The 24,259-nt window shown below is 49.1% G+C and carries 27 protein-coding genes and 1 other RNA gene; 15 read left to right on the top strand and 13 right to left on the bottom strand.

Annotated elements, in window-relative coordinates; all coding sequences use genetic code 11:
• Window positions 1-45 precede the first annotated feature (45 nt).
• Together DBY97_RS01195 and DBY97_RS01190 are read left to right on the top strand one after the other, a co-directional pair.
• Window positions 46-360 carry a TonB family protein gene (locus DBY97_RS01195; protein WP_070584188.1) on the top strand — a complete coding sequence of 105 codons (315 nt, stop codon included), beginning with the start codon at window positions 46-48 and terminating at the stop codon, window positions 358-360.
• A gap of 157 nt (window positions 361-517) precedes the next feature.
• Window positions 518-1,303: an endonuclease/exonuclease/phosphatase family protein gene (locus DBY97_RS01190; protein ID WP_107857165.1), complete on the top strand. Its 786-nt coding sequence runs from the start codon at window positions 518-520 to the stop codon at window positions 1,301-1,303.
• Between the two features lie 162 nt (window positions 1,304-1,465).
• Here DBY97_RS01190 and ssrA read toward each other — a convergent pair.
• The 3 genes from ssrA to DBY97_RS01175 all read right to left on the bottom strand — a co-directional run bounded on the left by ssrA (window position 1,466) and on the right by DBY97_RS01175 (window position 3,456).
• Window positions 1,466-1,828, bottom strand: a transfer-messenger RNA (tmRNA) gene (ssrA, locus tag DBY97_RS01185).
• 113 nt (window positions 1,829-1,941) lie between these two features.
• Window positions 1,942-3,156 (bottom strand): pyridoxal phosphate-dependent aminotransferase, encoded by a 1,215-nt coding sequence (locus tag DBY97_RS01180; protein WP_107857164.1) that lies wholly within the window; start codon window positions 3,154-3,156, stop codon window positions 1,942-1,944.
• Window positions 3,157-3,240: 84 nt separating this feature from the next.
• A complete protein-coding gene (locus tag DBY97_RS01175) occupies window positions 3,241-3,456 on the bottom strand; it encodes a tautomerase family protein (RefSeq protein WP_049333410.1) in 216 nt (71 codons plus the stop codon).
• A gap of 165 nt (window positions 3,457-3,621) precedes the next feature.
• On the opposite strand from DBY97_RS01175, the gene DBY97_RS01170 reads away from it, so the two are divergent.
• Complete coding sequence (locus DBY97_RS01170) at window positions 3,622-4,221, top strand: MlaC/ttg2D family ABC transporter substrate-binding protein (RefSeq protein WP_107857163.1); 600 nt, start codon at window positions 3,622-3,624, stop codon at window positions 4,219-4,221.
• Between the two features lie 59 nt (window positions 4,222-4,280).
• Here the strand turns inward: DBY97_RS01170 and efp are convergent, their stop codons facing one another.
• From efp to DBY97_RS01155, 3 genes are read right to left on the bottom strand one after another with little or no spacing between them, the layout of a single operon-like run.
• The gene (efp, locus tag DBY97_RS01165) at window positions 4,281-4,841 is read right to left on the bottom strand and encodes an elongation factor P (protein ID WP_002213793.1); all 561 of its coding nucleotides are present in this window, start codon (window positions 4,839-4,841) and stop codon (window positions 4,281-4,283) included.
• A gap of 42 nt (window positions 4,842-4,883) precedes the next feature.
• Complete coding sequence (earP, locus tag DBY97_RS01160) at window positions 4,884-6,041, bottom strand: elongation factor P maturation arginine rhamnosyltransferase EarP (protein WP_107857162.1); 1,158 nt, start codon at window positions 6,039-6,041, stop codon at window positions 4,884-4,886.
• A gap of 31 nt (window positions 6,042-6,072) precedes the next feature.
• Entirely contained in the window at window positions 6,073-6,351 is a 279-nt protein-coding gene (locus tag DBY97_RS01155) for a hypothetical protein (RefSeq protein WP_107857161.1), read from the bottom strand.
• 102 nt (window positions 6,352-6,453) lie between these two features.
• Here DBY97_RS01155 and nadE point away from each other — a divergent pair, with 102 nt between their 5' ends.
• On the top strand, window positions 6,454-7,242 hold the full coding sequence (nadE, locus tag DBY97_RS01150) for an NAD(+) synthase (RefSeq protein WP_107857160.1): 789 nt from the start codon (window positions 6,454-6,456) through the stop codon (window positions 7,240-7,242).
• Window positions 7,243-7,308: 66 nt separating this feature from the next.
• Here the strand turns inward: nadE and DBY97_RS01145 are convergent, their stop codons facing one another.
• A complete protein-coding gene (locus tag DBY97_RS01145; RefSeq protein WP_003682450.1) occupies window positions 7,309-7,509 on the bottom strand; it encodes a protein MIGRI in 201 nt (66 codons plus the stop codon).
• A 116-nt stretch (window positions 7,510-7,625) separates the two neighbouring features.
• On the opposite strand from DBY97_RS01145, the gene metX reads away from it, so the two are divergent.
• Together metX and metW are read left to right on the top strand one after the other, a co-directional pair.
• Window positions 7,626-8,765, top strand: coding sequence for a homoserine O-succinyltransferase MetX (gene metX, locus DBY97_RS01140; protein ID WP_063068764.1), 1,140 nt, complete (start codon window positions 7,626-7,628; stop codon window positions 8,763-8,765).
• Window positions 8,762-9,343 (top strand): methionine biosynthesis protein MetW, encoded by a 582-nt coding sequence (gene metW, locus DBY97_RS01135; protein ID WP_003682452.1) that lies wholly within the window; start codon window positions 8,762-8,764, stop codon window positions 9,341-9,343. Before metX ends, metW begins: the two co-directional genes overlap by 4 nt.
• Window positions 9,344-9,438: 95 nt before the next feature.
• Here the strand turns inward: metW and DBY97_RS01130 are convergent, their stop codons facing one another.
• Together DBY97_RS01130 and DBY97_RS01125 are read right to left on the bottom strand one after the other, a co-directional pair.
• Entirely contained in the window at window positions 9,439-9,903 is a 465-nt protein-coding gene (locus DBY97_RS01130; RefSeq protein ID WP_107857159.1) for a low molecular weight protein-tyrosine-phosphatase, read from the bottom strand.
• Between the two features lie 86 nt (window positions 9,904-9,989).
• Window positions 9,990-11,090, bottom strand: coding sequence for a conjugal transfer protein (locus DBY97_RS01125; RefSeq protein ID WP_107857158.1), 1,101 nt, complete (start codon window positions 11,088-11,090; stop codon window positions 9,990-9,992).
• A 205-nt stretch (window positions 11,091-11,295) separates the two neighbouring features.
• On the opposite strand from DBY97_RS01125, the gene gloA reads away from it, so the two are divergent.
• Window positions 11,296-11,709, top strand: coding sequence for a lactoylglutathione lyase (gene gloA / locus DBY97_RS01120; protein ID WP_234394512.1), 414 nt, complete (start codon window positions 11,296-11,298; stop codon window positions 11,707-11,709).
• A 52-nt stretch (window positions 11,710-11,761) separates the two neighbouring features.
• Here the strand turns inward: gloA and DBY97_RS01115 are convergent, their stop codons facing one another.
• Entirely contained in the window at window positions 11,762-12,511 is a 750-nt protein-coding gene (locus DBY97_RS01115; protein WP_107857156.1) for a lysophospholipid acyltransferase family protein, read from the bottom strand.
• 58 nt (window positions 12,512-12,569) lie between these two features.
• Window positions 12,570-13,325, bottom strand: a complete 756-nt coding sequence (locus DBY97_RS01110) for a GNAT family N-acetyltransferase (protein ID WP_070460034.1) — start codon at window positions 13,323-13,325, stop codon at window positions 12,570-12,572.
• A 179-nt stretch (window positions 13,326-13,504) separates the two neighbouring features.
• On the opposite strand from DBY97_RS01110, the gene DBY97_RS01105 reads away from it, so the two are divergent.
• The 3 genes from DBY97_RS01105 to DBY97_RS01095 all read left to right on the top strand — a co-directional run bounded on the left by DBY97_RS01105 (window position 13,505) and on the right by DBY97_RS01095 (window position 15,976).
• A complete protein-coding gene (locus DBY97_RS01105) occupies window positions 13,505-14,437 on the top strand; it encodes an AEC family transporter (protein WP_107857239.1) in 933 nt (310 codons plus the stop codon).
• Window positions 14,438-14,619: 182 nt separating this feature from the next.
• A complete protein-coding gene (dnrN, locus tag DBY97_RS01100) occupies window positions 14,620-15,093 on the top strand; it encodes an iron-sulfur cluster repair protein DnrN (protein WP_070460041.1) in 474 nt (157 codons plus the stop codon).
• A gap of 157 nt (window positions 15,094-15,250) precedes the next feature.
• A complete protein-coding gene (locus tag DBY97_RS01095) occupies window positions 15,251-15,976 on the top strand; it encodes a hypothetical protein (RefSeq protein ID WP_107857155.1) in 726 nt (241 codons plus the stop codon).
• 41 nt (window positions 15,977-16,017) lie between these two features.
• Here the strand turns inward: DBY97_RS01095 and DBY97_RS01090 are convergent, their stop codons facing one another.
• Complete coding sequence (locus DBY97_RS01090; RefSeq protein WP_107857154.1) at window positions 16,018-16,983, bottom strand: tRNA dihydrouridine synthase; 966 nt, start codon at window positions 16,981-16,983, stop codon at window positions 16,018-16,020.
• Between the two features lie 83 nt (window positions 16,984-17,066).
• Between DBY97_RS01090 and DBY97_RS01085 the strand changes: the two genes are divergently transcribed.
• Complete coding sequence (locus tag DBY97_RS01085; protein ID WP_107857153.1) at window positions 17,067-18,641, top strand: glycosyltransferase family 2 protein; 1,575 nt, start codon at window positions 17,067-17,069, stop codon at window positions 18,639-18,641.
• A gap of 224 nt (window positions 18,642-18,865) precedes the next feature.
• Window positions 18,866-20,194, top strand: coding sequence for an anaerobic C4-dicarboxylate transporter family protein (locus DBY97_RS01080; protein ID WP_107857152.1), 1,329 nt, complete (start codon window positions 18,866-18,868; stop codon window positions 20,192-20,194).
• Window positions 20,195-20,263: 69 nt separating this feature from the next.
• Here DBY97_RS01080 and DBY97_RS01075 read toward each other — a convergent pair whose 3' ends face one another.
• On the bottom strand, window positions 20,264-20,689 hold the full coding sequence (locus tag DBY97_RS01075; RefSeq protein WP_049322303.1) for a DUF4124 domain-containing protein: 426 nt from the start codon (window positions 20,687-20,689) through the stop codon (window positions 20,264-20,266).
• A 189-nt stretch (window positions 20,690-20,878) separates the two neighbouring features.
• Here DBY97_RS01075 and guaB point away from each other — a divergent pair, with 189 nt between their 5' ends.
• The 3 genes from guaB to waaF all read left to right on the top strand — a co-directional run bounded on the left by guaB (window position 20,879) and on the right by waaF (window position 24,258).
• Window positions 20,879-22,342: an IMP dehydrogenase gene (gene guaB / locus DBY97_RS01070; protein ID WP_003678893.1), complete on the top strand. Its 1,464-nt coding sequence runs from the start codon at window positions 20,879-20,881 to the stop codon at window positions 22,340-22,342.
• Between the two features lie 65 nt (window positions 22,343-22,407).
• Window positions 22,408-23,172 carry an energy transducer TonB gene (locus tag DBY97_RS01065; protein ID WP_070826163.1) on the top strand — a complete coding sequence of 255 codons (765 nt, stop codon included), beginning with the start codon at window positions 22,408-22,410 and terminating at the stop codon, window positions 23,170-23,172.
• A 66-nt stretch (window positions 23,173-23,238) separates the two neighbouring features.
• The gene (waaF, locus tag DBY97_RS01060) at window positions 23,239-24,258 is read left to right on the top strand and encodes a lipopolysaccharide heptosyltransferase II (protein ID WP_070826164.1); all 1,020 of its coding nucleotides are present in this window, start codon (window positions 23,239-23,241) and stop codon (window positions 24,256-24,258) included.
• Window position 24,259 lies beyond the last annotated feature (1 nt).

The following is a 24,259-nucleotide window of genomic DNA, read 5'->3' as shown; positions in this document are numbered from 1 at the left end:
GTCTGAAATATTTAACCTAACCACAACCCTAATAAGGACTAAAACATGAAAACGACTAAACTCCTCGCCTCAGCCCTGTTGTTTGCCGCTGTATTCGGTACCGCACAAGCAGCCGATACCGAAACCCTGGAAGCCATGAAAGCGCAAAATGGCAGCGTTAAAACCGTTTTGATGGATGTCTTCACAACTCCTGCTGGCAATGTTGACCGCGTGAATATCATTCAATCCAGCGGTAATCCTGAAATGGACGAACGCGCAGTGAAAAGCGTTTCCAAATATCCTTATCCGAAACGCAAAACCGCATCTAAATATCAGCACGCCGTTACTTTTGAAACCAATGTCGAAGTAATCAACAACTGATTTGGACGCAAGGCCGTCTGAAAAACAGAAGGCGTTTTGATTGGGAAATTCCCTGTCAAAACGCCGTTTTATTCTTTAAACAAGTATAACCAAAATTGCCGTAAAACCACACGCTCCGGTGCTATACTAAAACAAATAAACCGCTTCATCACACATCATGTCTCCCCGTCCAGTTACCATTACTTCCTACAATATGCACAAAGGCATGTCTGCGCTCAACCGCAAAGTGCAGGTCAACCGCATGGCTGACGCGCTGGGTGCATTGGGTTCGGACGTTTTGTTTTTACAAGAAGTCCAAGGACAACATCTCAACAGAAGCCGCCGTACCGACTTTCCCGATGCGCCGCATTACGATATCATCGGCGACAGCCTCGATTATCATCGCAGCTACGGCAAAAATGCCGTCTATCCCAAACGACACCACGGCAACGCCATTCTCAGCCGCCTACCGCTGAAAACGGAAAACAACCTCAACATCAGCGTCAACAAACTCGAACAGCGTGGCCTGTTGCATTGCGAGGTCGTGCCCGAAGGTTGGGAAGACCCGCTGGTGTGTTTGTGCGTCCACCTCAACTTGCGCGAACCGGACCGCCTCAAACAATACCGTGCCATCAGCGACTACGTTAGTCGATATATTCGTCCGGAAAGCCCGTTGATTATCGCCGGAGATTTCAATGACTGGCGGCAGAAATCAGCGCGTGAGCTGGGCAGGGCATTAGATTTGAACGAAGTATTCGTCGATAATACAGGCAAACGCCCCAAAACCTTCCCTTCGCGCCTGCCCATCCTCAGCCTCGACCGCATTTATACACGCAATCTTGATGTCATCGATTCTGAAATCCACAACAGTAAAGACTGGCAGCATTTGTCAGATCATCTGCCATTGAGTGTAACGGTTAGACCTCATCGTAAAATGAATATGAAATCCGATAGAAAAATGTGAGGCTGAAATTTTTTTAAAGCACTATTGGGAATGTATCGAAAGAAAACGTTTTTTCGCTCAGATATTTGAGATAAAACAGGCCGTCTGAAATTTTTCAGACGGCCTGTTTAAGTTTATAAAAAAGCGCAAACCTTTTTATATCAAAAGTTTGCGCTTTAAATCTGGTGGAGGCGGGGGGAATCGAACCCCCGTCCGAAAGTCCTCTACAGAGCGTTCTACATACTTAGTTGTGTCTATTTAGAATCTCGTCCCCATCATGCCGACCAACAGGCCTTCAGAGAACCAGTTACCTTAAATCTCGTTTCCTGCCAAGTAACCCGACAGAAAACCAGTCAATGTAGAATGACGTTGCGGTAGCTTGCGCTACACAGCCCATTGACCAACTGCTGCAACGGCAGGCCTTAAGCGGCCAGTGCGTAAGTTTCGTCGTTTGCGACTATTTAAATTCAGTGTTTTACGGGAAATCTGAGACCCCGGTATGCCCGCATCTGCTTTGCAACCCCCGTCGAAACCAAGATCGCCCCCAGATAGGAAAAGTCGATTATACGCATGTCGGCAGGCTTTGCCAAGTTGCTGTTTGATTAAAGAGGCCGCCTGAACAGCAGTTTGCTTTTTCAGACGGCCTGTCTAGCTTAGGTTTATTGATGGTAGTTTTGCAAGAAGCGTTTGAGTTTGTCCATGGCTTCTTCGATTTGATGAACGGGCGGCAGGGTAACGATACGGAAGTGGTCCGGGCGTATCCAGTTAAAGCCTGTGCCTTGGACGAACAGGACTTTTTCACGTACGAGTAAGTCGTAGATGAATTTCATGTCGTCATGGATGCTGTACATTTCGGTATCAATTTTGGGGAACATATACAATGCGCCCATGGGTTTGACGCAGGATATGCCCGGAATCTGGTTGACCAGTTCCCATGCTTTGTTGCGTTGCTCGAGCAGGCGGCCGCCGGGGAGGAGGAATTCGTTGATGCTTTGGTATCCGCCCAAGGCCGTCTGAATGGCGTGTTGCATGGGTGTGGTGGCACAAAGGCGCATAGACGAGAGCATGTCCAAGCCTTCGATATAGCCTTTTGCATGATGTTTCGGGCCGTTGAGTATCATCCAGCCTTGGCGGAATCCGGCAACGCGGTAGGCTTTCGAGAGACCGTTGAATGTAACGGTCAGGAGGTCGGGGGCAAGCGCGGCGATATGGTGGTGTACGGCGTTGTCGTAGAGGATTTTGTCGTAAATTTCGTCGGCGAAAATAATCAGACCGTGTTTACGCGCCAGTTCGGCGATTTCCAGCAGGATTTCTTTGCTATACACTGCGCCGGTAGGGTTGTTGGGGTTGATGATGACGATGGCTTTAGTTTTAGGCGTAATTTTTGCTTCCATGTCGGCCAGGTTGGGGAACCAGTTGTTTTCTTCGTCGCATAGATAATGGCGGACGGTGCCGCCTGCCAGTGTTGCGGCGGCGGTCCACAAAGGATAGTCTGGTGCGGGAATCAGGATTTCGTCGCCGTCGTTGAGCAGCGCCTGCATGGACATGGTAATCAATTCGGAGACGCCGTTGCCGATGTAAACGTCGTTGACGGTAACGTCGAGCAGACCTTTGGTTTGGTAGTAGTGGACGATGGCTTTGCGTGCGGAGTAAAGGCCTTTGGAGTCGCAATAGCCTTGTGAAGTCGGCAGGTTGCGGATGACGTCAACCAAGATTTCATCAGGCGCTTCAAAGCCGAACGGAGCCGGATTGCCGATATTGAGCTTGAGGATTTTGTTGCCTTCTTCTTCCAGTTGCAGGGCTTTTTTGTGAACCGGGCCGCGGATGTCGTAGCAAACGTGGTCCAGTTTGGATGATTTAGGGAATTTCTCCATGATGTGTGTTCCGTAAAATTGTTAACAATGGGATAAATGTACTCTTTTTGTGGGTAAATTAAAAGGGTTTCAGACGGCCGAGGCTTACTTATTGCGCGCTTCGGCACGGCGAACCGTCACGCTTTTACCGCCTATGCCCCAGTTGTCCATATCGATTTCGTCGATGACGACGACGGTCGTCTCGGGGTTTTTGTTGAGAACGCGTGAGAGTAATTCGGTGACGCCGCGAATTAATTCGGCTTTTTGTTCCGCACTCGGGGCTTCGTTGCCGCCGGTTACTTTGATGTTGACATAGGGCATGGCTTTTTCCTTTTAAAATAGCGTTCGTATGTTATCTTATTTTTATCAGGCCGTCTGAAATTTAATTGCAGGATTTTTCATTGCTCATGACTGCTTTTACAAAGAATTAAGTTTTTTGGAATAGATTGTTTTTACAATGCGGTTTTATTTTGGAGGGATATCGTCATGACCCGTTTTCTTCAGACTTTGATTGTAGCCGCACCGATGGTGATTGCCGCGCCTTATGTGGCGGCGGAAACGCATCCGGCGCAAAAGCAGATGCAGCAAAACATTGATGCCGTGTTGAAAATTGCACGCAATACTTCTTTGACAGAAGCGCAACGTGTGAAACAGGTTGAGCAGTATGCTAACCGTTATCTGGATTATGAGCGTATTTCGGCTTTGGCGGTTGGTGCGCCATGGCGTGAATTTTCTGCCAAACAGAAAACCGATTTTATCCGTGCATTCAAAGATATGGTGATTGCGATGTACTCGCATTCCGCGTTGATTGGTGCGGCGGATGCGAATGTGCGCCTGTTGCCGAAGATGACGGCAAACGGTAATAAGTTTGACGTTTTCTCGGAAATTCAGACCAAAAAAGGCACCAAGTATGAAGTAGCCTACCAGCTTTACCAAAGCGGCGGTGCGTATAAGATTTACAATATCCGCGTGGACGGTACCAGCTTGGTAACGGTATACCGCAACCAATTTGGCGAGCTGATTAAGAGCAAAGGCATTGACGGTACGATTGCGACTGTTGCAGCCAAGGGCTTGAAGAAACAATAAGGCAGATTGATAAAAAGGCCGTCTGAATATTCAGACGGCCTTTTTGTGTTACGGGCTGATTAAGCACGTTTGCGGAATTCGCCGGTACGGGTATCGATTTCGATTTTGTCACCGTTTTCGATATAAGACATCACTTGGATTTCAGTGCCGCCGACCAGACGCGCGGTTTTCATCACTTTACCGGAGGTATCGCCTTTAACGGCAGGCTCGGTGTATTCAACTTCGCGAACGATGATGGTAGGCAATTCTACGGAGATTGGGTTGCCTTCGTAGAAAGTAACTTCGCATTGGTCTTCCATACCGTCAACGATGAATTTCAACGCGTCGCCGATGTTGTCGGCTTCGATTTCGTATTGGTTGAATTCTTCGTCCATGAAGACGTACATAGGATCGGCAAAGTAGCTGTAAGTACAGTTTTTGCGGGACAGGATAACGACGTCGAATTTGTCGTCGGCTTTGTAAATGGTTTCAGAAGCGGCACCGGTCAGCAGGTTTTTCAGTTTCATGCTGACTTTGGCGGAAGAGCGGCCGCCTTTGATGTATTCGGTTTTTTGAACGACCATAGGATCGTTGCCGACCATGAATACGTTGCCGGCGCGCAGTTCTTGTGCTGTTTTCATTGTAGTTTTCCAATCAAATCGGTTGTAATAAAACGCGCTATTTTAGCGTATTTTTTTGTGCTTTGAAATAAAGGCGGCAAGTTTTTCAACGGCACTTTTTTGAGCAAAAAGTCCGTCCCGCCATTTTGCCGCGCTTTGCCGCCATTCATTTTGGTGTGCAGTCAGGGTTTGCCATGCCTGCAGACGCTGGCTGTCGCTGAGTGCTTCACCGTTGTTGAGTTCATCGGAAAGGCGGCGGTGTACCGTGGCGACAACATCAGGATAAACCTGATGCGCTTTGTTCCAAAACGCGTGCAGTTTGTCGAGATGGATATTTTCTTCTTGCGGATAGATGTGCCAAAAGAAAGGCTTTCCGGCGAGCTGGGCGCGAACAAAGCTGTCTTCGCCGCGTATGACGGTGCCGTCGGCAAGGTTGAGCAGTTTGTCGAAATCCTGTTGGGGGACAAAAGGGATTTTGATCAGGGTAATGTGTTCGCTCTGATACATATCGCCATCTTCAAGCAGAGCATTTTGCGGCACTAGGCCGCTGTTTTTCAGGCTGGCGATGATTTGCGTACCCGCAAGCAGCAGGGTAATAGGTTGGCCGGCCTGTTGCCACATGGTCAGCCATTTTGCCCAAATATCGCTTTGATAGCCGAAAAGCAGCCACTCGGACGCGTTTTTTGCGGGAAGTTTGAGTTGTCGGCGTAAGGCTTCCGTATCAAAGCTGGCAGATTCGGCGTAATCGCGTTCGCGCAGCAGGCCGCCGCTTTTTTCGCTGAAACCCATAAACCAAAAGTATTTCTGTATGCCGCCGGCTTGGAGCGAGGGCATTAAGTGCAGCCTCTCGTTGCTGTCTTCCGCGCTGAGGTATTCCCAGTTAAGCCAAAGCGATCGGTGTCGGCGGATGATGGTTTGAATGTTGTCGGGCAGTTCGCAGGCGAAGGTCTCGATAACAACGTTAGGAGTAGGGGCTGTATCGGTCTCTTCGGCGTAGTCGGCTTGCCAAGCGTGAATGCCGATGCCTTGATGGATATTGGGAATCGAGGCCAAGTCAGGGCAGAGTGCCTGAAGGGACGGGAAGTCGTCTGTCCACAAATGCACTTGCCAGCCGAGTTCGCGTTGCAAAACACGCGCCAGCCGCCATGAAACGCCGATGTCGCCGAAGTTATCGATGACGTTGCAGAAAATCCAGCAGGTATAAGGTGGGGTGGTGTTCATGGAAAAATATGCCCAAGGCCGTCTGAAAACATCAGAATGCGCCGAAATAGTGGAATAAATAAACAATCAGCAAAACAATCGGGATAAACATCCAAATGCTTTGCCGTTTCAATTCGGGCTCTTGTTTGAGGTGGTGTTTGATGACGTCAAAGAGGACGAATTTAAATAGGAATGTGGCTTCGCAGGCAAGGATGATACCGTTGATGAGGTGTTGCGTTTTGTCTTCGGGCGGGTTGAGGGCAAACCATAAAAGGGTGGCAAGCGGAATCAGGCAGACGCCGAGCCAGCGCAAAAGAATGGGTTTGGACATGGTGTGTGTGCAAGAAATAAAAGAAACATTATACCCTGTCGTCTTTCAGACAAGTGCAAATCAGGCTATCATTCGGTTTATTTGAAGCGAACATTTATCCCTATGCAAACCCAAGCCATCATCCGCCATATCGTTCAATGGCTCAAAGATTACGCCGAGCAGGCGCGTGCCAAAGGTTTTGTCGTCGGCGTATCCGGCGGCATCGATTCTGCCGTGGTTTCCACCCTTGCCGCGCAAACCGGTTCGTCGGTTTTGTTGTTGGAAATGCCGATTCGTCAGAAATCCGACCAAGTCAACCGCGCACAAGAACACATGGGCCGTCTGAAAAAGCGTTATCCCAATGTAAAAGCGCAAAGCGTCGATTTGACCCAAACTTTCGATACTTTCGCCGATACCGTTGACGTCAGCGAAACCGAATTTCCCAACAAACAGCTGGCACTTGCCAATGCACGCAGCCGCCTGCGCATGACGACGCTTTATTATTACGGCCAGCTGCATGGTTTGCTGGTGGCGGGGACGGGCAATAAAATTGAAGATTTCGGCGTCGGTTTCTTCACCAAATACGGCGACGGCGGTGTGGACATCAGCCCGATTGCCGATTTGACCAAGACTCAAGTGTACGCGTTGGCAGCCGAGTTGGATGTATCGGAAGACATTCAAAAAGCCGTGCCGACAGACGGCCTTTGGGATACCGAGCGTACCGATGAAGAGCAAATGGGCGCATCTTATCCCGAACTCGAATGGGCGATGAGCGTGTACGACAGCCACAAGCCTGAAGATTTTGAAGGCAGACAGCGCGAAGTTTTGGCAATCTATACCCGATTGCACAAAGCCATGCAGCACAAAGTCAATCCGATTCCGGTTTGCAAGATTCCGGAAGAATTGTTTTAAGTTTGAATATTAAAAGGCCGTCTGAAAACGCTGGATTAAGGTTTTCAGACGGCCTTTTATATTTTATCAATAAGAATTGGGAATATGCTTGAAAAACAGCATCATCAGATACCAAAACAGCGTAGCGGCCGCTGCGCCCAGCAATACCCACGCGCTGATTTTGGCGATTTCCCGAATGGTGCGCTTTTGTTTGCGGCTGAACAAACGGTTCACAATCAATGCCGCTATGGCACAAAAGAAAAAAAATCGTAAAAGCCTGCCTATCATTCCACATTCTCCCAAAAATATTGCCTTTAATCAGGGCAGGCCGTCTGAAGCCTCATGCACAAAACAAAAACGAAACGTTATAATACCCCTTTTGCCGCTTCACTTGGAAATTACAAATGACAACAAATGCCTCAGTGGGCATTGTAACGCCCCAGAAAATCCCGTTTGACACACCGCTTGCTCTGGAAAACGGCAAAACCTTACCTCGTTTCGACCTGATGATTGAAACCTACGGCACACTCAATGCCGACAAAAGCAATGCCGTCCTTATCTGCCACGCCCTGTCAGGCAATCATCACGTTGCCGGCAAGCACAGTGCAGAGGATAAATACGCCGGCTGGTGGGACAATATGGTCGGCCCCGGCAAACCTATTGATACCGACCGCTTTTTCGTTGTCGGTTTGAACAACTTGGGCGGCTGCGACGGCAGTACCGGCCCTTTGTCCGAAAATCCTGAAACCGGCCACGAATATGGCGCGGATTTCCCTGTAGTAACCGTCAAAGACTGGGTGAAGTCCCAATCCATGCTTGCCGATTATCTCGGCATTCAAAAATGGGCGGCCATTGTCGGCGGCAGTTTGGGCGGTATGCAGGCATTACAATGGACGATTTCTTTGCCTGAACGCGTTGCTCACGCGCTCGTTATCGCTTCCGCGCCTAAACTTTCCACCCAAAACATCGCGTTTAACGATGTTGCCCGTCAGGCTATTTTGACCGATCCCGATTTCCATGAAGGCAATTACCGCAGCCATCATACCGTTCCTTCACGCGGTTTGCGTATCGCGCGCATGATGGGGCACATCACCTATCTTGCCGAAGACGGCTTGGGTAAAAAATTCGGCCGCGATTTAAAATCAGACGGCTATCAATACGGCTACGGCGTTGAATTTGAAGTGGAATCTTATCTGCGCTATCAAGGTGATAAGTTTGTCGGCCGTTTCGATGCCAACACTTATCTGCTGATGACCAAGGCGCTCGACTACTTCGACCCGGCCGCCGATTACGGCCACAACCTCACGCGCGCCGTGGAAAATGTGCAGGCCAAATTCTTCGTTGCCAGCTTTAGCACCGACTGGCGCTTCTCGCCGCAACGTTCGCATGAATTGGTCAAGGCATTAATCGCCGCGCAAAAATCCGTGCAGTACATCGAAGTTAAATCCAATCACGGCCACGATGCCTTCTTGATGGAAGACGAGGCCTATATCCGTGCGGTTGCTGCTTACATGAACAACGTTTACAAGGACTGCCAAAAATGAATCTGCGCGACGATTTGCAACTCATTTACGATTGGATACCCGAAGGCAGCCGCGTACTCGATTTAGGTTGCGGCGACGGCGAGCTGCTGGCCGCGTTGGTAGAGCATAAAAATTGCACCGGCTACGGCGTTGAAATCGATACCGACAGCGTGATTGCCGCCATATCCCGCGGCGTGAACGTCATTCAAGCTGATTTGGAAGAAGGTTTGGTGGCTTTTGGCGATCAAAGCTTTGATGTGATTGTCTTGAGCCAAACCATTCAGGCGATGCAGAACACGGAAAAAATCCTGCGCTGCCTGATGCGCGTAGCCAAACAGGCCATCGTCAGCTTCCCTAACTTCGGCTATTGGCGCAACCGCTTTCAAATCGCGGTCGGCGGCCATATGCCGGTTTCCGAGCGGATGCCGTATCATTGGTACGATACGCCCAATATCCATTGGTGTACCCTCAAAGACTTTGATTTGCTGTGCGCCAAAAACAAAATCCGCGTGCTTGAGCGTGCCGTCATGACCGGCAATAAACAGATTAAACATCTGCCGAATTTATTGGGCAGCTTGGCGTTTTATCGCGTAGGTTGATTGCGGTGATCAATAAAGGCCGTCTGAACAGGGAATCACGAAAGCATGGCTTTTGCGGATAGCTGTTCAGACGGCCTTTTATTATTAAAGTCGGTTTAAGCCTGTTTCAATTTTTCCAACAAGGCCAAACTGCCGGCATCGACCAGACGGTAGGTTTCGTCAAAGTCGCCTGTGTACCACGGATCGGGAACGTGGTTGTAACCTGAATCAGGGATAAGGTCGGTCAGTTTGAAGATTTTGCCGGGGTGGAAGCCGAGCTGCTTTTCGGTTTCTTTGAGGTTGTTGTCGTCCATCACGATGATGTAGTCGAAATGTTCGGCATCGCTGGGTTTGATTTTGCTGCTGGTAAAGCCTGACGGGTCGATGCCGTGTTGCTTGAGCGCGCGGCGCGTGCCTTCGTGCATGTCTTCTCCGTCGTGCCAACCTGATGTGCCTGCGCTGGCTGTAATGACTGCATTGCCCATGCCTGCTTCGCGGGCGCGGTGGCGCAGGACGTATTCGGCCATGGGGGAGCGGCAGATGTTGCCGAGGCAGACGAAAAGGATTTTGTGGGTTTTCATATGCGTGAAAATGAGCGGTAAGGTTTGAAAATCAATGCAACACGCTAAACCGTTTTCAGACGGCCTTTGCGTGTTGCATTTTCAATTTAGTTTACATTGCTGAAGAAAGGATTATGACCTTCCAGTTTCAACGCTTGGGCATAAGTAGGGATGTTCTCGTTTTCGCCCAATGGGTTGTGCAGCAGGTAGAGGTGCTCGATTCGGCATTCAGCCATCAAGTCGAGGAAGTTTTGCTGCACGATGGCGATATTGTCGGTTGAAGCCAGCTCCCAAGTGAAGGTCTGCGGAACAATTTCAAACGCGCTGTCTGTCGCGTTGAAGCTGAACTGGAGCTTGCCGTCCGCTTTTGCTGCGGCAACAACGCCGACACGCGGGCTTTGCATACGGATGGCGCGGATGGCGTTGGTGGCAAAAACGTCCATGGCCATGCGTTGGCGGGTATGGCTGCCTTCGGTCAGCGCGTCAAGCGGCGTATTGGGCGAGAGCGGGTTGGTGAAGAGGGTAACGCCGTCGAGGGCGAGATGCTCTTGCCAAACCTGCATCAGTGGCAGACCTGCCTGTTGCAGGTTAAGGCCCAAGGCAGTCTGAATGCTTTTATCACCGTAGCCCAGCGCGTAAACAACATGGACGGATTGACCTTCGGGCAGCGTCAATGGTTTGTATTCGAATTTTTGCAGGAATGCGCCTGCCGCTTTATCGTTTTGCTTAGCTTGGAACCACTCGCCCGGGGTAACGCTGCTCAAATCGGTAGATTGGACGAGGTAGGGTAGCCATTGCGTGTTTTGCGTGAGGGCACGCAGGTTGGGGTAGTTTTGCAGGCAGGCGAAGAGGGCTTCAGTAGGCAGTGTGAGCGGCAGGGTTTGTTCTTTTTTGCAACCAGCAACCAAAACGACAGGCAGGGCAAACCATTGGGCTTCGTTATCGTTTTCTGCCTTCAGGACTTCGCCCACGCTTTGAATCAGGCTAGTGTAAGTGCCGACATCGGGCGCCATGGTCATTGCCAATGAAAGGTTGATGTAATGGTTTTGGCTGAGCATGGTGCGGATTTCGGTTTGCAGTTGGCCGGCTGAAAGCTTGCGTGATGCGGAGGAGGAGTTGTGCGCCAGCTGATAGGCATTGAGCAGAAGGTAGTTTTTGATAGGGCTCTGCGGATAAGGGCGGGTATCTGGAAGAACAAAGGTTTTCATGACGGTTTGAAGTGTTGTGTTGTAAGTGTGGCGATTATAGCAATTTAGTCAGTCGGTGTGCTTGTTAATACATGAAATTCAAATGGCGATAGAGGATACGCTTCATTTCTACACGGTGTATGTATCGGAATTTTCTAAGATGAGGGGGCAAATGCCCGATGTGTTATAATCCATGACCAAACATAATTCAGAAAGGAACAAAATCATGCGCTTGCTTCATACTATGTTGCGTGTCGGCAATCTCGAACGCTCTTTGGAGTTCTATCAAAACGTATTGAACATGCAACTGCTGCGCCGCCGCGATTATCCTGAAGGCCGTTTTACCTTGGCTTTTGTCGGTTATGGCGATGAGGCGGACCATACTGTTTTGGAACTGACCCACAACTGGGATACCGAGTCTTACGACTTGGGCGATGCTTACGGCCATATCGCGATTGAAGTCGATGATGCTTATGCGGCATGTGAACGTGCCAAAGAGATGGGCAGCAAAGTGGTACGCGAAGCCGGTCCGATGAAACACGGCACGACCGTGATTGCGTTTGTCGAAGATCCGGACGGCTACAAAATTGAATTTATTCAAAAGAAAAGCGGTAGCGATTCAGTGCAATATTCATCTTAAGACATAAGATAATGGAAAAGGCCGTCTGAACATTCAGACGGCCTTTTTTTGATTAGCCCAACTGTTTTTGCTTTTCGCTCAACAGGGCGTGTACTTGAAGCGCGGTAGCGTAGCGGTCTTCTCCCGCTTCAATCGGATCAAGGAAATGCAGCTCGACCGTGCTGGAAGGCTGGCTGATGACCATGCAGATGGATTGCCAGAGGCTGATGTCGCCGTAGTAGGCAGTATGCGGATTGGGGCTGCTGCCGTCCGGATTCGGATAGCGGCAGAGTACCGGAATAATCGGTACGCCTGCATCATAGGCCGTCTGAAAAAAGCTGGGTTTGAACGGCAGGATTTCACGGCCTTCGGTACTGGTGCCTTCGGGGAAAATGGTGACGGTATCGCCGTTTTTCAGTGCTTCGGTTACGCCTGCGATTTTGGCAGAATTGCCTTTGATACCGCGGTTGCGCGAGACGTAAACCGTTTGCGCCTGTGTGGCGAGATAACCGACCACCGGCCATTTGGCCACATCGTCTTTAGCCACGAAACGGCCGGGAAATGCGCCGTTGACCGCCATAATGTCCAACCATGAAATATGGTTACTGATAAGCATCTGGCCGCGGCCTTCTTGCGGCGGCGTGCCGAAAGTTTGCAGTTTCATGCCGCAGGAGGCGAGCACGCGCAGCGACCATAATTGAATCGCGCGCAGTTTGCGTTTGCTGCTGTAAAAGGGAAACAGAAAAAACATTTCGGCCATGCCGTACAAAAGGCAGCCGGCAATACAGAGAAGACGGAAGATAAAACGGATTTTGGCGGTCATTGTGTGTGTTTTTTTATAAAGATTAGGCAGGCCGTCTGAAGTTTCAGACGGCCTTTTATTATGAATCGGTTTTAGGGGCAAAACGCTGTAAGTAGCGGTCGGAAAGATGGTTGATGTCCATCATGATCAGCACATCCGCGCAGTTGAATGCTTCATCGACGCAAGGCTCGCCGCAGAACCACGCGCCTGCTTTGAGATAGCCTTTGATCAGTGCAGGTACAGGCGGATTTTCAGACGGCGTGATGCTGTCCCATTTAAGCGGGTTGAGCGGTTTGACACACCATTGTGCCGGAGCGAGGTATTTGTCTTTCAAAGCATGATACAGGCCGGCCGCATCGTTGCCGCCGTCACGCATTTCGATACTGCCGCAACCAATCATAAAGCGCAGGTTTTCGTCTTTCATGAATTTAACCAAACCAGTCCACAACAGCATGACCAAGCCGCCGTTGCGGTAGTCCGGGTGGGTACAGGCGCGGCCGAGTTCGACGGTTTGCGGCAGAATGTCTTTTAAAGGCTCAAGGTCGAATTCATGCTCGCTGTACCAGCCGCCGACTTTTTTTGCGGTTTCTTCGGTAATCAGGCGGTAGCAGCCGATTACCTCGCCGGTTGCATCGTCAAAGGCGAGCAGGTGGTGGCAATGTTCATCATAAGGATCGACATCGCGGCCGTCATCGCTTTCGATTTCCGCACCCAATTCTTGGGCAAAAACTTGATAGCGCAATCTTTGGGCGGCTTCGATTTCAGCTTGGGTTTCTGCAAGGCGTACGCTCAGGCCGATTTTTGGGCCCGTTTGATTGAAACGGCTGGGGGACATGATATTTCCTGTTTGAAGAAAATGGCTGATTATAGCGGATATACGGACAGATTTATATTGATTTGCTTTGCGGTAGGGCAAATTATGTCGGGTTGTTGGAAAAAGGCTTCAGGCCGTCTGAATTTGGCATGCCAAGCGGTAGAAGCGTAAAATCAACGTTTTTGCCGCTTTTTTTTGTTATGGAAACCTCTTTTCTGCTTGCCGGAAAAATTATCGAGCTGACGCTGATTGTTTTGATGGGCGTGGCCTTGGTGAAGGCCGGGCTGTTGAAATCGGAAAACAGCTACACGCTCTCTGTCATCGCGCTTTACCTGATCAGCCCGTCCGTCATGATTCATGCCTTTCAGATGGACAATACGCCGCAGATTATCGAAGGGCTGAAGCTTTCCGTCATGCTGGCGGTGTTTTTCCATGTGGTGTTGATTGTTCTGGGCAGGTTGTTTAAGCACTTGTTTAAACTCGATGCACTCGAACACGCAGCTACGGTGTACAGCAATTCGGGCAACCTGATTATTCCTTTGGTAATGTCGGTCTTTGGGCCGGAATGGGTGATTTACACCACTGGTTTTATCTTGGTGCAGACGTTTTTGTTTTGGACGCATCTGCGCCTGTTGATTTGCGGCCAAGGAAATGTGGCTTGGAAAACTATTTTCACCAATATCAACATTTTATCCATGTTGGTCGGGCTGCTGATGTTTACCTTTCAAATCAAGTTGCCGCATATTGTCGATAATACTTTGGCGACGGTGGGCGGCATGATTGGCCCGGTTGCCATGTTGGTGGCGGGTATGCTGCTGGCCTCTTTGCCGTTGCGTTCGATTGTGTGGACGCCGAGGCTTTATCTCGTTGCTTTTTTAAGGCTGATTTTGATTCCGGTATTATTGCTTTTCGCCGTTAAAGCCTGCGGTTTTGCCCATCATGATGCGCATGCGGATACGGTTGTGTTAATCAGCTTTTTGGCAACGACTTCGCCTGCCGCTTCGACAGTTACCCAAATGGCGGTTGTTTACGGCAAAAATGCCCAAAAAGCCAGCGCGATTTATGGGCTGACGACCTTGCTTTGCGTGGTAACCATGCCGGTAATGATTGCCTTATATCGTTGGATTATTTAAGAAAAGGGCAGGCCGTCTGAAACTTTGACTTTATGTTTCAGATGGCCTGTTTGGTATTTTAATTTTGAAAATAACTTTTATTATCAATTAATTAAGCAATTAAAAAACTATACAAAGCCGTTTGCAGCGTGTATCCTTATGTCTAACATTCATCCAATATCAATCTTTAAAGGAACACAGCCATGACCGACTTTACCCTTTGGGAAACTGCACCTTTCAATTCCACCATTGACCATATTTTGCAGCGTTACCACAATGTCCACCGCGCCCAGTTTGAAGAGTTGGTTCCGCTGGCGCAAAAAGTGGCGCAGGTTCATGCCGATACTTTCCCTGCCGAAGTTCCTGATTTGTTGGCCTATATGCAAAACGAGCTGTTGATGCACATGATGAAAGAGGAGCGCATGTTGTTCCCAATGATTAATCAGGGCGTGGGTCGCGGCGCGGCAATGCCCATCAGCGTGATGATGCACGAGCATGAAGAACACGACCAAGCCATCGCGCGTTTGGAAGAATTGACCAACAATTTTGAGCTTCCCGAAGGCGCTTGCGGCAGCTGGACCCGTTTGTACACTTTGGCCAAAGAGATGGTGGATGATTTGAAAGACCATATCCATTTGGAAAATGAGATTTTGTTCCACCGCGTTTTGGCTTCGTAAAATTTGAGCTTAATCAAGGTCGTCTGAATGTTCAGACGGCCTGTTCTTTAATCCCTTGCTAAGTTAGTGCAATGGTTCTAAAATTTTAATAAAGAAACAAAATTAGGCAGTAAAGGCACACATCCGTTTTTTTGTTTACTTGAGAAGGAGTTTATGAATGAAACATTCTAAAGTTTTACTATCGGGTATTCTGTTTGTTGCTTTGACTGCGTGCGCCCAAACGATGGACGGCAACTGGAGCGCCCTGCAGGATACGAAAACAGGCGTGCAGTCGCGCCCTTATTATGAATTTGGCAATGTACTTCAGAAGATTTCTTTTAAGAAAACCGGCAATCCGGAAAATGGTCTGAAAAAGCCTGTCTTGACTGTGTATCGTCAGGGCAAGCTGTTGGGCGAAGCATATAATTTGGAAGCCTCTCATGGCAACCCCTTGTTGCCAACCCTGTTTTTGGTAAACGGCAAGTCATTAAATATCAATGACGGCAACGATAGAAAACTGTTGGTTTCTGCGAAGAGAATCGATTTTTACGATTTCGGCCACGGCCGTATCGGCCATGCAGTCTTTACCGCGCCTAACGGCATCTGTCAGGATATGAAACACGGCAAAGGCGTTTCCTACAAGCTGGTTACCAACTATGTTAATTTCCCGGATTATCCTTCACCTGAAAATATCTTGATTATTACTGCGCAAGGTAAATATGAGCAAGACGGGTTTATATTGGATTCCACTGAGTCAAGAGTGACCAGTGCCAATAAAGAGTTTGCCAGAAAATATGGCGAAGCCCTGAAATCCAAGAATGGCCCTGAGACCAGACAGGTAAATATGGCTAATGCAGCCAGTGCGGAAAAAGGCAGACTGTTGGCTGATTATGTATGTAGGTGATGAAATCAAAGGCCGTCTGAAATTCAGACGGCCTTTTTAAATCATGAATGCATCTCTTGTTCAAACGACAGCAGAATCTGTTTTACTTCATCCACTTCTTTGACGGCGCGGATGCGGTCAAACAATATCTGCGCCTGTTCAAACTCTTTTTTCATCATGCCCAGCCACTGTTTCAAACGGGCAACCGGATATTTGTTGTTGGCTTCTTTGGCAAGGCATAAGTCGAAGAATTGGACTATCCATGAGGAGACTTCGGCAAAGTCGGTGTCTTTCACTGTTTCGCCGTTTTCATATTGCTTGATTTGCCGCGCCAAGTCGGGACGGATAACCGCGCCTCGACCCAGCATCACGCTGTTGCAGCCGCTGACGGTTTTAATGTCGAGATAGTCTTGAAGGCTGAACACATCGCCGTTGGCAGTAACGGGAATATTGACTGCATCGCGGATTTTGCGCACCCATTCCCAATGTGCCGGCGGTTCGTAGCCTTCGACTTTGGTGCGCGCATGGACGGTTAACGCGCATGCGCCGCCGTTTTCAATCGCAGAAGCGCATTCCAATGCCAGATTTTTGTCTTCATAACCGAGCCGCATCTTGGCAGTCAGCGGAATGTGTTGCGGCAGGCGTTGGTGCAGGGTGTGGACGATGTGGTAAATCAAGTCGGGCTCTTTGAGCAAGACCGCGCCGCCTTTGTGTTTGTTGACCGTCGGCGCGGGGCAGCCGAAGTTGAGGTCGATTTTGTCCGCACCGAAACGCACGGCTTCCAAAGCATTGACGGCCATGTTTTCCGCATCGCTGCCCAAAAGCTGGACAGTACAGGGCGTGCCGGCCGGCGTGCGGTTGGCATGGGCGATTTCGGGAACATATTTAAGCCAAGTGGCGCGTGAGTGGACCGTGTGCGTAATGCGGACAAATTCGCTGACGCATTCGTCAAATCCGCCAATACGCGTCAACAGGTCGCGCATCACATCGTCCACCAGCCCCTGCATGGGGGCAAGAATAAGCTGCATGAGTCATGCCGTCTGAAAAAAGGAGGACATATTGTAGCGGTATATCGGTTAAAATACAGCTTCCTTTTTCAGACGGCCTTTTTATGATACACACAATTCCGGCAACCGCCGCCATGTTGGTAAAAAATTCAGAACGTTATCTTTCAGAAGTTTTGAGTGCACTGAAAGACTTTGACGAAGTCCTGCTGTTGGACAACGGCTCGACCGACCGTACTTTTGAAATTGCCAAGGGATTTTCCAATGTCAGCTATTACAAGCATGACTTTATCGGATTTGGCCCGATGAAAAATCTGGCGGCCAGACTGGCGCAAAACGATTGGATTTTCAGCATAGACAGCGATGAAGTGGCGGATGAGGCTTTAATCGAATCCATTCGTGCGGCCGTTTTGGAAAATGAGAAGGAGCATATTTTTTCGCTTTCCCGTCTGAACCATTATCACGGCAGACTGATTAAGGGCTGCGGCTGGTATCCGGATATTATTCCGCGCCTTTATCATCGCAGATTTACCCGTTTTTCCGACCGTCAGGTGCATGAGTCTTTGGTGTTGCCGCAGGAGGCCAAGGTTAAACAACTTGATGGTCGTCTGAAACATTATTCTTTTGAAAACGCCGAAGGGCTGATTCAGAAAATGCAGCAGTACAGCTCGCTGTATGCGGAAGAAAACCGCTTCAAGAAAGACAGTTCGCCGTTTAAGGCTTTGCTGCATGGCGGCGTATCGTTTGTGAAAAATTACCTGCTCAAGCGCGGTTTTGCCTATGGGGCGGACGGGCTGACGATTTCAGTTTCCAATGCACAAGGTTCGTATTACAAATATGTCAAACTCTACGAGCGCAACCGCACGATAACCGTCTCCCTGATTATCACCACTTACAATCGCCCCGATGCTTTGGAGCTGGTGTTGAAATCGGCTTTATCGCAAACACGTCTGCCTGATGAGATTATTGTCGCGGATGACGGCTCAAGGCAGGAAACCGCCGAAGTGGTTGATTTTATCCGCCGCAGAACAAGCATTCCCGTTAAGCATTCATGGCAGCCGGATAGAGGCTTTCGTGCCGCCGAATCGCGCAACCGTGCGTTGGCGCAGGCGAAAAGCGATTATATTGTGTTGATTGACGGCGATATGGTCTTGGATCCGTCTTTTATCGCCGATCATTTGAAGATTGCCCGCAAAGGCCGTCTGATACAGGGTTCCCGCGTGATTTTGACTGCGGATAAAACGCAGGATATTTTGGACGAAGGCGATTTGCCTGCTTTGTCTATGTTCAGCTCGGGGATAGAAAAACGGCTGTCCGCCCTGCGCTGTCGTTGTTTGGCCAAATTGGCAGGCCGAAAAGGCAACCGCAAACACAAAGGCATCAAAACCTGCAATATGGGCTTTTTCCGCAGCGATGCGCTTGCCGTCAACGGGTTTGACAATAGCTTTGTCGGCTGGGGCAGGGAAGACAGCGAATTTGTCGCCCGTTGCTATCATAACGGGATGAAACGCCATAATTTGAAATTTGCCGGCATTGCGTACCACCTCTGGCACAATGAGGCAGAACGCGATTCCTTGCCGCAAAACGATGCCTTGTTGGAGGCAACGTTGTCGGAACGTAAAATCCGCTGTGTTCATGGCGTATCGGATTTTATAAAAGATGAAGAAATAGCCGGAAAATAGCCGTATCATCTTTTTAAACTATATAGGCCGTCTGAAAATCTTCAGACGGCCTTTTTTTGTGCTTTTAATGAGTCTATTGGTTAAATGAGAATATTATTTATTTAATGTAGATCGGTATGTATAATTAGGTAAAGTATGGTTAGGGAAGAGGGTTTACTCTATAATCCAACCGTTTGTAATTTTATTTCGGCTAAGGCCGGATTTTGGGAGTTGTGATGTCAACTATGTTTTTTATTCAGTTTGCCGTTGTGCTGCTGTGTATCCTGATTGGTGCGCAGGTTGGCGGTATTGGTTTGGGCGTGCTTGGCGGTATCGGCTTGGCCGTATTGTCTTTTGGTTTCCATCTTCAACCGACCAGCCCTCCGATTGATGTGATGCTGATGATTATGGCGGTAGTGTCTGCCGCGGCGGCCATGCAGGCCAGCGGCGGTTTGGACTATATGATTAAGATTGCCACGCGCGTGTTGCACCGCAATCCGAAATACATCACCTTTATCGCGCCGGCGGTAACTTACACCTTTACCGTCTTGGCAGGTACAGGCCATGTGGCTTACTCGGTCTTGCCTGTGATTGCCGAAGTCAGTCGTCGCAATGGCATCCGTCCTTCCCGTCCGCTGACGATGGCGGTTATCGCTTCCCAATTTGCGATTGTCGCCAGCCCGATTGCCGCCGCCGTTGTTGCCTGCGTTACCATGCTTGAGCCGCAACACATCACGATGGCGGACGTGTTGAAAGTTACCGTTCCGTCCACGATTTTGGGTATCGGTTTGGCTTGCGTGTTTGTAAACAAACTGGGCAAAGAATTGAAAGACGATCCGCATTATCAGGCTTTGCTGAAAGACCCGAACTATGTGAAAGAATACATCGATGTAGAGGAACAAAAAACCGATGTCGCCATTTCGCCGAAAGCCAAATTGTCGGTCGGTATTTTCTTGACTGCGGCATTGCTGGTGGTAGTAATGGGTGCGCTGCCTGAGCTGCGTCCTGCTTTTGAACACGATGGCGCGATTAAGCCTATGGGCATGGCGCATACGATTGAAATCGTGATGTTGTCTGCTTCTGCGCTGATTATCTTGGCGTGTAAACCCAATGGCGATGCGATTACCCGAGGTTCGGTATTCCATGCCGGTATGCGTGCCGTGATTGCGGTGTTTGGCGTGGCTTGGTTAGGCGATACCTTGATGAACGGCCACTTAACAGAAGTGGAATCGACCGTCAGCCATTTGGTTGAGTCTGCACCGTGGACCTTTGCCTTCGCCCTGTTTGTCTTGTCGGTATTGGTCAACAGTCAAGGCGCGACAGTGGCGACGCTGTTCCCAATCGCCATCAAACTGGGTATTCCTGCGCCCATCATTATCGGCACATTTGTTGCGGTAAACGGCTATTTCTTTATTCCGAACTACGGTCCGATTATTGCCGCTATCGACTTCGATACAACCGGCTCGACCAAAATCGGCAAATTTATCTTCAACCATAGCTTCATGATTCCGGGCCTGTTGAGCATGGCATTCAGTTTAGCCATCGGTTTGTTGTTGGTTCAGGTGTATTATTGATAGGCTGAAAAAATAAGGCCGTCTGAAATTAAATTTCAGACGGCCTTTTTGATATTGTTATCCGAGAGCTTAATTGCAGTATTTGTTGACGTCGTTTTGGTATTGCTTAATCAGGCTGTCGCGATTGGCCAAGCGTGCGCTTTCGGCAACTTGGCGGTTGATTTTGGCGATTTTGCAGTTTTCCAGCTTATTTTGGCGGTTTTGTTCTTCGATTTTTTTATTGCGCTCTTCGATTTGTTTGTTTTGTTCCGCAACCTGTTCGTTGGGCTGCTCGGCAACCGGCTCAGATGCTGCAACAGCAGGTGCAACGGCAGGTTTGACGTTGTGCGTGCGGATGTTGACCACGCCGGAACGCTTCGGTTGCAGGCGGTTTGGCGTGTCAGAATAGCTGTTGCCCGACGCGCCTTTCCAAGTGTAAACCTCGGCCGCGCCGGTCAGGGCGGCGGAAGAGAGAAGGGCTGCTATCAGACAGGTTTTGAGTACGGAAGATTTCATGGGTTTCCCTTATGTAAATGATGTTCTCATTCGACCTATTTTACTTGAAACTGCAATGCGTTGGCATATTTTTGTACTGCGGATCAAATCATGTAAAAAAATAACGTTAAAACATGTATTGCCAATGTTAGCATCAAGCCGGTGTGATATAATGCCGTGCATCTTGCACAAACTGAAAGACCGAGCATCATGCGTATTGTAGAAAAAGCCTATACTTTCGACGACGTTTTGTTGGTTCCAGCGCACTCAAACGTGCTGCCTCGAGATGTCAAACTTCAAACCAAACTCACCCGCGATATCACGCTCAACCTTCCTCTACTTTCTGCTGCAATGGATACCGTTACCGAAGCGCGTCTGGCCATTTCTATGGCTCAAGAAGGCGGCATCGGCATTATCCATAAAAACATGACGCCGGAGTTGCAAGCGCGTGCCGTTTCCAAAGTGAAGCGCCATGAGAGCGGCGTGGTGAAAGATCCCGTTACCGTTGCGCCGACTGCATTAATCCGCGAAGTCTTGGAAATGCGCGCACAACGCAAACGCAAAATGTCCGGTCTACCTGTTGTGGAAAACGGCAAAGTGGTCGGTATCGTGACCAACCGCGACCTGCGTTTTGAAAACCGTGTCGATCTGCCGGTTTCTGCCATCATGACCCCCCGCGACCGTTTGGTGACCGTACCTGAAGGTACCAGCATTGATGAAGCCCGCGAAATCATGCATGCGCACAAAGTTGAGCGCGTTTTGGTATTGAACGACCAAGACGAACTCAAAGGTCTGATTACAGTTAAAGATATTCTGAAAACAACCGAATTCCCTAATGCCAACAAAGATGCCGAAGGCCGTCTGCGCGTCGGTGCTGCAGTGGGTACCGGCGGCGATACTGAGGAGCGCGTCAAAGCATTGGTAGAAGCAGGCGTAGACGTGATTGTGGTTGATACTGCCCACGGCCATAGCCAAGGCGTTATCGATCGCGTGCGCTGGGTAAAAGAAACCTATCCGCACATCCAAGTCATCGGCGGCAACATCGCGACTGCTAAAGCCGCTTTGGATTTGGTGGCCGCAGGTGCAGATGCCGTTAAAGTCGGTATCGGCCCGGGCTCGATTTGTACGACCCGTATCGTGGCCGGCGTGGGCGTGCCTCAACTGACTGCGATTCACAATGTTTCCGAAGCCCTGAAAGGTACAGGAGTTCCCCTGATTGCCGACGGCGGTATCCGCTTCTCCGGCGATATTGCCAAAGCTCTGGCAGCAGGTGCATATAGCGTCATGCTCGGCGGTATGTTTGCCGGTACGGAAGAAGCACCAGGCGAAATCGAACTTTATCAAGGCCGCTCTTACAAGTCTTACCGCGGCATGGGTTCGTTGGGTGCGATGAGCCAAGGCTCTGCCGACCGCTACTTCCAAGACAAAACCGACAGCACAGACAAATATGTTCCTGAAGGCATCGAAGGCCGCGTTCCTTACAAAGGCCCGATTGTGAACATCATCCACCAGCTGACCGGCGGTCTGCGCTCCAGCATGGGTTACTTGGGTTGCGCCAATATTGCTGAAATGCACGAGAAAGCAGAATTTGTGGAAATCACTTCTGCCGGTATGAGCGAATCCCACGTTCACGACGTACAAATCACCAAAGAAGCGCCTAACTACCATCGTTAAACCAGTATAAAAAGGTCGTCTGAAAATATTTCAGACGGCCTTTCTGTTTTTATAAGGTTCTAAAAATGAAGAGAATATTGCTTGCCGCCGTTATGCTTGGTATTTCTGGCTTAGCATTTTCAGAGTCCATTAGGGCATTGGAAAAAAGGCCACTGAATGTGATGAAAAATTTGGGATTACCTATTGAGGCTCAACAAGGGTTTGTTTGGGCTGTTGTTCCTGTTGATGAACAAGGCAGGGTCGGTCAAGCAGTATGGAGAAAGAGGGGTAAAGTTTCTTCTGAATTTATGGAGTCGGCAAAGCAGAAAATTGCTTCATTTGAACGATTCAAACCAAAGTGGGTTTATGCTCATACCCTGAAAGGTTATCATAAGAAGTTGAAGAAAGTTCAGGAACAAAAATGTGCAGCAATTGATCCTGATAGATTTAAACAATGGAACGATAATCCGCATATTGCACTGGATTTAATAGGTGAGCCTTTATTGGATTGTTTGAATAAAGTATCCAAAGAGCAAGCCTATATCAAAGTCAACATTCCCAGCGTTGCCAAATTTTTTATTATTTCTGAGAAACAGGCAATGGTGAATATTGCACAGATTCCTTCTCTAAAATATCCTCCTGTATCAGCAGAAAATGGAGAAGAGGGTTATGTCATTATGGAGATTTATGTAGCAGGAGGAAAGGTTGATACAGCAAAAATTATCAAAAGCAGTGGTTATTCCCGATTAGATAATGCTGCGCGTAGAGCTGTTTTGGGATTAACTGTTTCCAAAAAAGCTCGGGAAGATATTGAATACTATCAACTGATACAGTTTAATCTAGGCGATTAAACTGAGTTTCAGACGGCCTTTTAAAAAACATATTACAATAAGCCAAAATTAAAAACACATTCCATTATGTCCAAAAAAATCCTGATTATTACCCCAAGCTGGATTGGCGACTGCGTCATGACCCAACCGCTTTATCGCCGTTTGCATGAGCTGCATCCCGGCTGCACTATTGATGCTTTTGCGCCCAAATGGTCGATGGCCGTATTTGAGCGTATGCCTGAAATCAACCGTGTGATGGAAAACCCGTTTGGACATGGTGCGTTGGAATTGAAAAAACGCTGGCGTATCGGTCGCGAATTGGGAAAAGAAGGCTATGATCAAGTGATTGTTTTGCCCGGTTCGCTCAAATCCGCCATTATTGCCTTGGCTACGGGTATTAAACAGCGTACGGGCTACGTCGGCGAATCACGCTATTTTTTGCTGAACGATATCCGCAAATTGGATAAGACCGCGTTGCCTCTGATGGTCGACCGCTATACTGCGCTGGCGTATCCAACCCAAGCGGATTTTAACGGGCATTCCGATAATCCCTGTTTCACGATTGATTCCGAAAGCCGTCAAGCCGCTTTGGCAAAACATGGTTTGACGACGGATAAACCGATTTTGGCATTTTGTCCCGGTGCGGAATATGGCCCGGCCAAGCGTTGGCCTGCGCGTCATTTTGCCGAACTCGGCCGCCGATATTTGGCCGAGGGTTGGCAGGTTTGGCTGTTTGGTTCGCAAAAAGATTTTGATATTGCAGATGAAATCAACCGACTTTCAGACGGCCTGTGTACCAATCTTTGCGGCAAAACTAATCTTCCGGAGGCGATTGATCTGTTGTCTTGCGCCGATACGGTCGTGTGCAACGACAGCGGTCTGATGCACCTTGCGGCCGCGCTTGATCGGAAATTGATTGCGGTTTACGGCTCATCCAGCCCTGACCATACGCCGCCTCTAAGCCAAAAGGCAAAAATCATCAGTTTGAATTTGGATTGCTCGCCTTGTTTCAAGCGAGAATGTCCGTTGGGGCATACGGATTGTTTGAACAAGCTGACGCCGGATATGGTGCAAAAAGCGGCGGAAGAGCTGGCTCGTTCGGCGTAAT

This window comes from Neisseria subflava, assembly GCF_003044645.1.
GTDB lineage: Bacteria > Pseudomonadota > Gammaproteobacteria > Burkholderiales > Neisseriaceae > Neisseria > Neisseria subflava_B.
The sequence above is the reverse complement of the archived record's forward strand: the minus strand, read 5'-3'. Positions and strand labels throughout refer to the sequence as shown.

Bases quoted from the DNA above. Each gene is read 5' to 3' on its own strand.
- DBY97_RS01155 (WP_107857161.1), bottom strand. From the start codon at position 6,351: ATGTCCAAACCCATTCTTTTGCGCTGGCTCGGCGTCTGCCTGATTCCG.
- DBY97_RS01190 (WP_107857165.1), top strand. From the start codon at position 518: ATGTCTCCCCGTCCAGTTACCATTACTTCCTACAATATGCACAAAGGC.
- earP (WP_107857162.1), bottom strand. From the start codon at position 6,041: ATGAACACCACCCCACCTTATACCTGCTGGATTTTCTGCAACGTCATC.
- DBY97_RS01175 (WP_049333410.1), bottom strand. From the start codon at position 3,456: ATGCCCTATGTCAACATCAAAGTAACCGGCGGCAACGAAGCCCCGAGT.
- DBY97_RS01195 (WP_070584188.1), top strand. From the start codon at position 46: ATGAAAACGACTAAACTCCTCGCCTCAGCCCTGTTGTTTGCCGCTGTA.
- DBY97_RS01090 (WP_107857154.1), bottom strand. From the start codon at position 16,983: ATGCAGCTTATTCTTGCCCCCATGCAGGGGCTGGTGGACGATGTGATG.
- waaF (WP_070826164.1), top strand. From the start codon at position 23,239: ATGTCCAAAAAAATCCTGATTATTACCCCAAGCTGGATTGGCGACTGC.
- metW (WP_003682452.1), top strand. From the start codon at position 8,762: ATGAATCTGCGCGACGATTTGCAACTCATTTACGATTGGATACCCGAA.
- nadE (WP_107857160.1), top strand. From the start codon at position 6,454: ATGCAAACCCAAGCCATCATCCGCCATATCGTTCAATGGCTCAAAGAT.
- gloA (WP_234394512.1), top strand. From the start codon at position 11,296: ATGCGCTTGCTTCATACTATGTTGCGTGTCGGCAATCTCGAACGCTCT.
- DBY97_RS01080 (WP_107857152.1), top strand. From the start codon at position 18,866: ATGTTTTTTATTCAGTTTGCCGTTGTGCTGCTGTGTATCCTGATTGGT.
- dnrN (WP_070460041.1), top strand. From the start codon at position 14,620: ATGACCGACTTTACCCTTTGGGAAACTGCACCTTTCAATTCCACCATT.
- DBY97_RS01130 (WP_107857159.1), bottom strand. From the start codon at position 9,903: ATGAAAACCCACAAAATCCTTTTCGTCTGCCTCGGCAACATCTGCCGC.
- DBY97_RS01065 (WP_070826163.1), top strand. From the start codon at position 22,408: ATGAAGAGAATATTGCTTGCCGCCGTTATGCTTGGTATTTCTGGCTTA.
- metX (WP_063068764.1), top strand. From the start codon at position 7,626: ATGACAACAAATGCCTCAGTGGGCATTGTAACGCCCCAGAAAATCCCG.
- efp (WP_002213793.1), bottom strand. From the start codon at position 4,841: ATGAAAACAGCACAAGAACTGCGCGCCGGCAACGTATTCATGGTCGGC.
- DBY97_RS01145 (WP_003682450.1), bottom strand. From the start codon at position 7,509: ATGATAGGCAGGCTTTTACGATTTTTTTTCTTTTGTGCCATAGCGGCA.
- DBY97_RS01170 (WP_107857163.1), top strand. From the start codon at position 3,622: ATGACCCGTTTTCTTCAGACTTTGATTGTAGCCGCACCGATGGTGATT.
- DBY97_RS01115 (WP_107857156.1), bottom strand. From the start codon at position 12,511: ATGACCGCCAAAATCCGTTTTATCTTCCGTCTTCTCTGTATTGCCGGC.
- DBY97_RS01110 (WP_070460034.1), bottom strand. From the start codon at position 13,325: ATGTCCCCCAGCCGTTTCAATCAAACGGGCCCAAAAATCGGCCTGAGC.
- DBY97_RS01180 (WP_107857164.1), bottom strand. From the start codon at position 3,156: ATGGAGAAATTCCCTAAATCATCCAAACTGGACCACGTTTGCTACGAC.
- guaB (WP_003678893.1), top strand. From the start codon at position 20,879: ATGCGTATTGTAGAAAAAGCCTATACTTTCGACGACGTTTTGTTGGTT.
- DBY97_RS01085 (WP_107857153.1), top strand. From the start codon at position 17,067: ATGATACACACAATTCCGGCAACCGCCGCCATGTTGGTAAAAAATTCA.
- DBY97_RS01075 (WP_049322303.1), bottom strand. From the start codon at position 20,689: ATGAAATCTTCCGTACTCAAAACCTGTCTGATAGCAGCCCTTCTCTCT.
- DBY97_RS01095 (WP_107857155.1), top strand. From the start codon at position 15,251: ATGAAACATTCTAAAGTTTTACTATCGGGTATTCTGTTTGTTGCTTTG.
- DBY97_RS01105 (WP_107857239.1), top strand. From the start codon at position 13,505: ATGGAAACCTCTTTTCTGCTTGCCGGAAAAATTATCGAGCTGACGCTG.
- DBY97_RS01125 (WP_107857158.1), bottom strand. From the start codon at position 11,090: ATGAAAACCTTTGTTCTTCCAGATACCCGCCCTTATCCGCAGAGCCCT.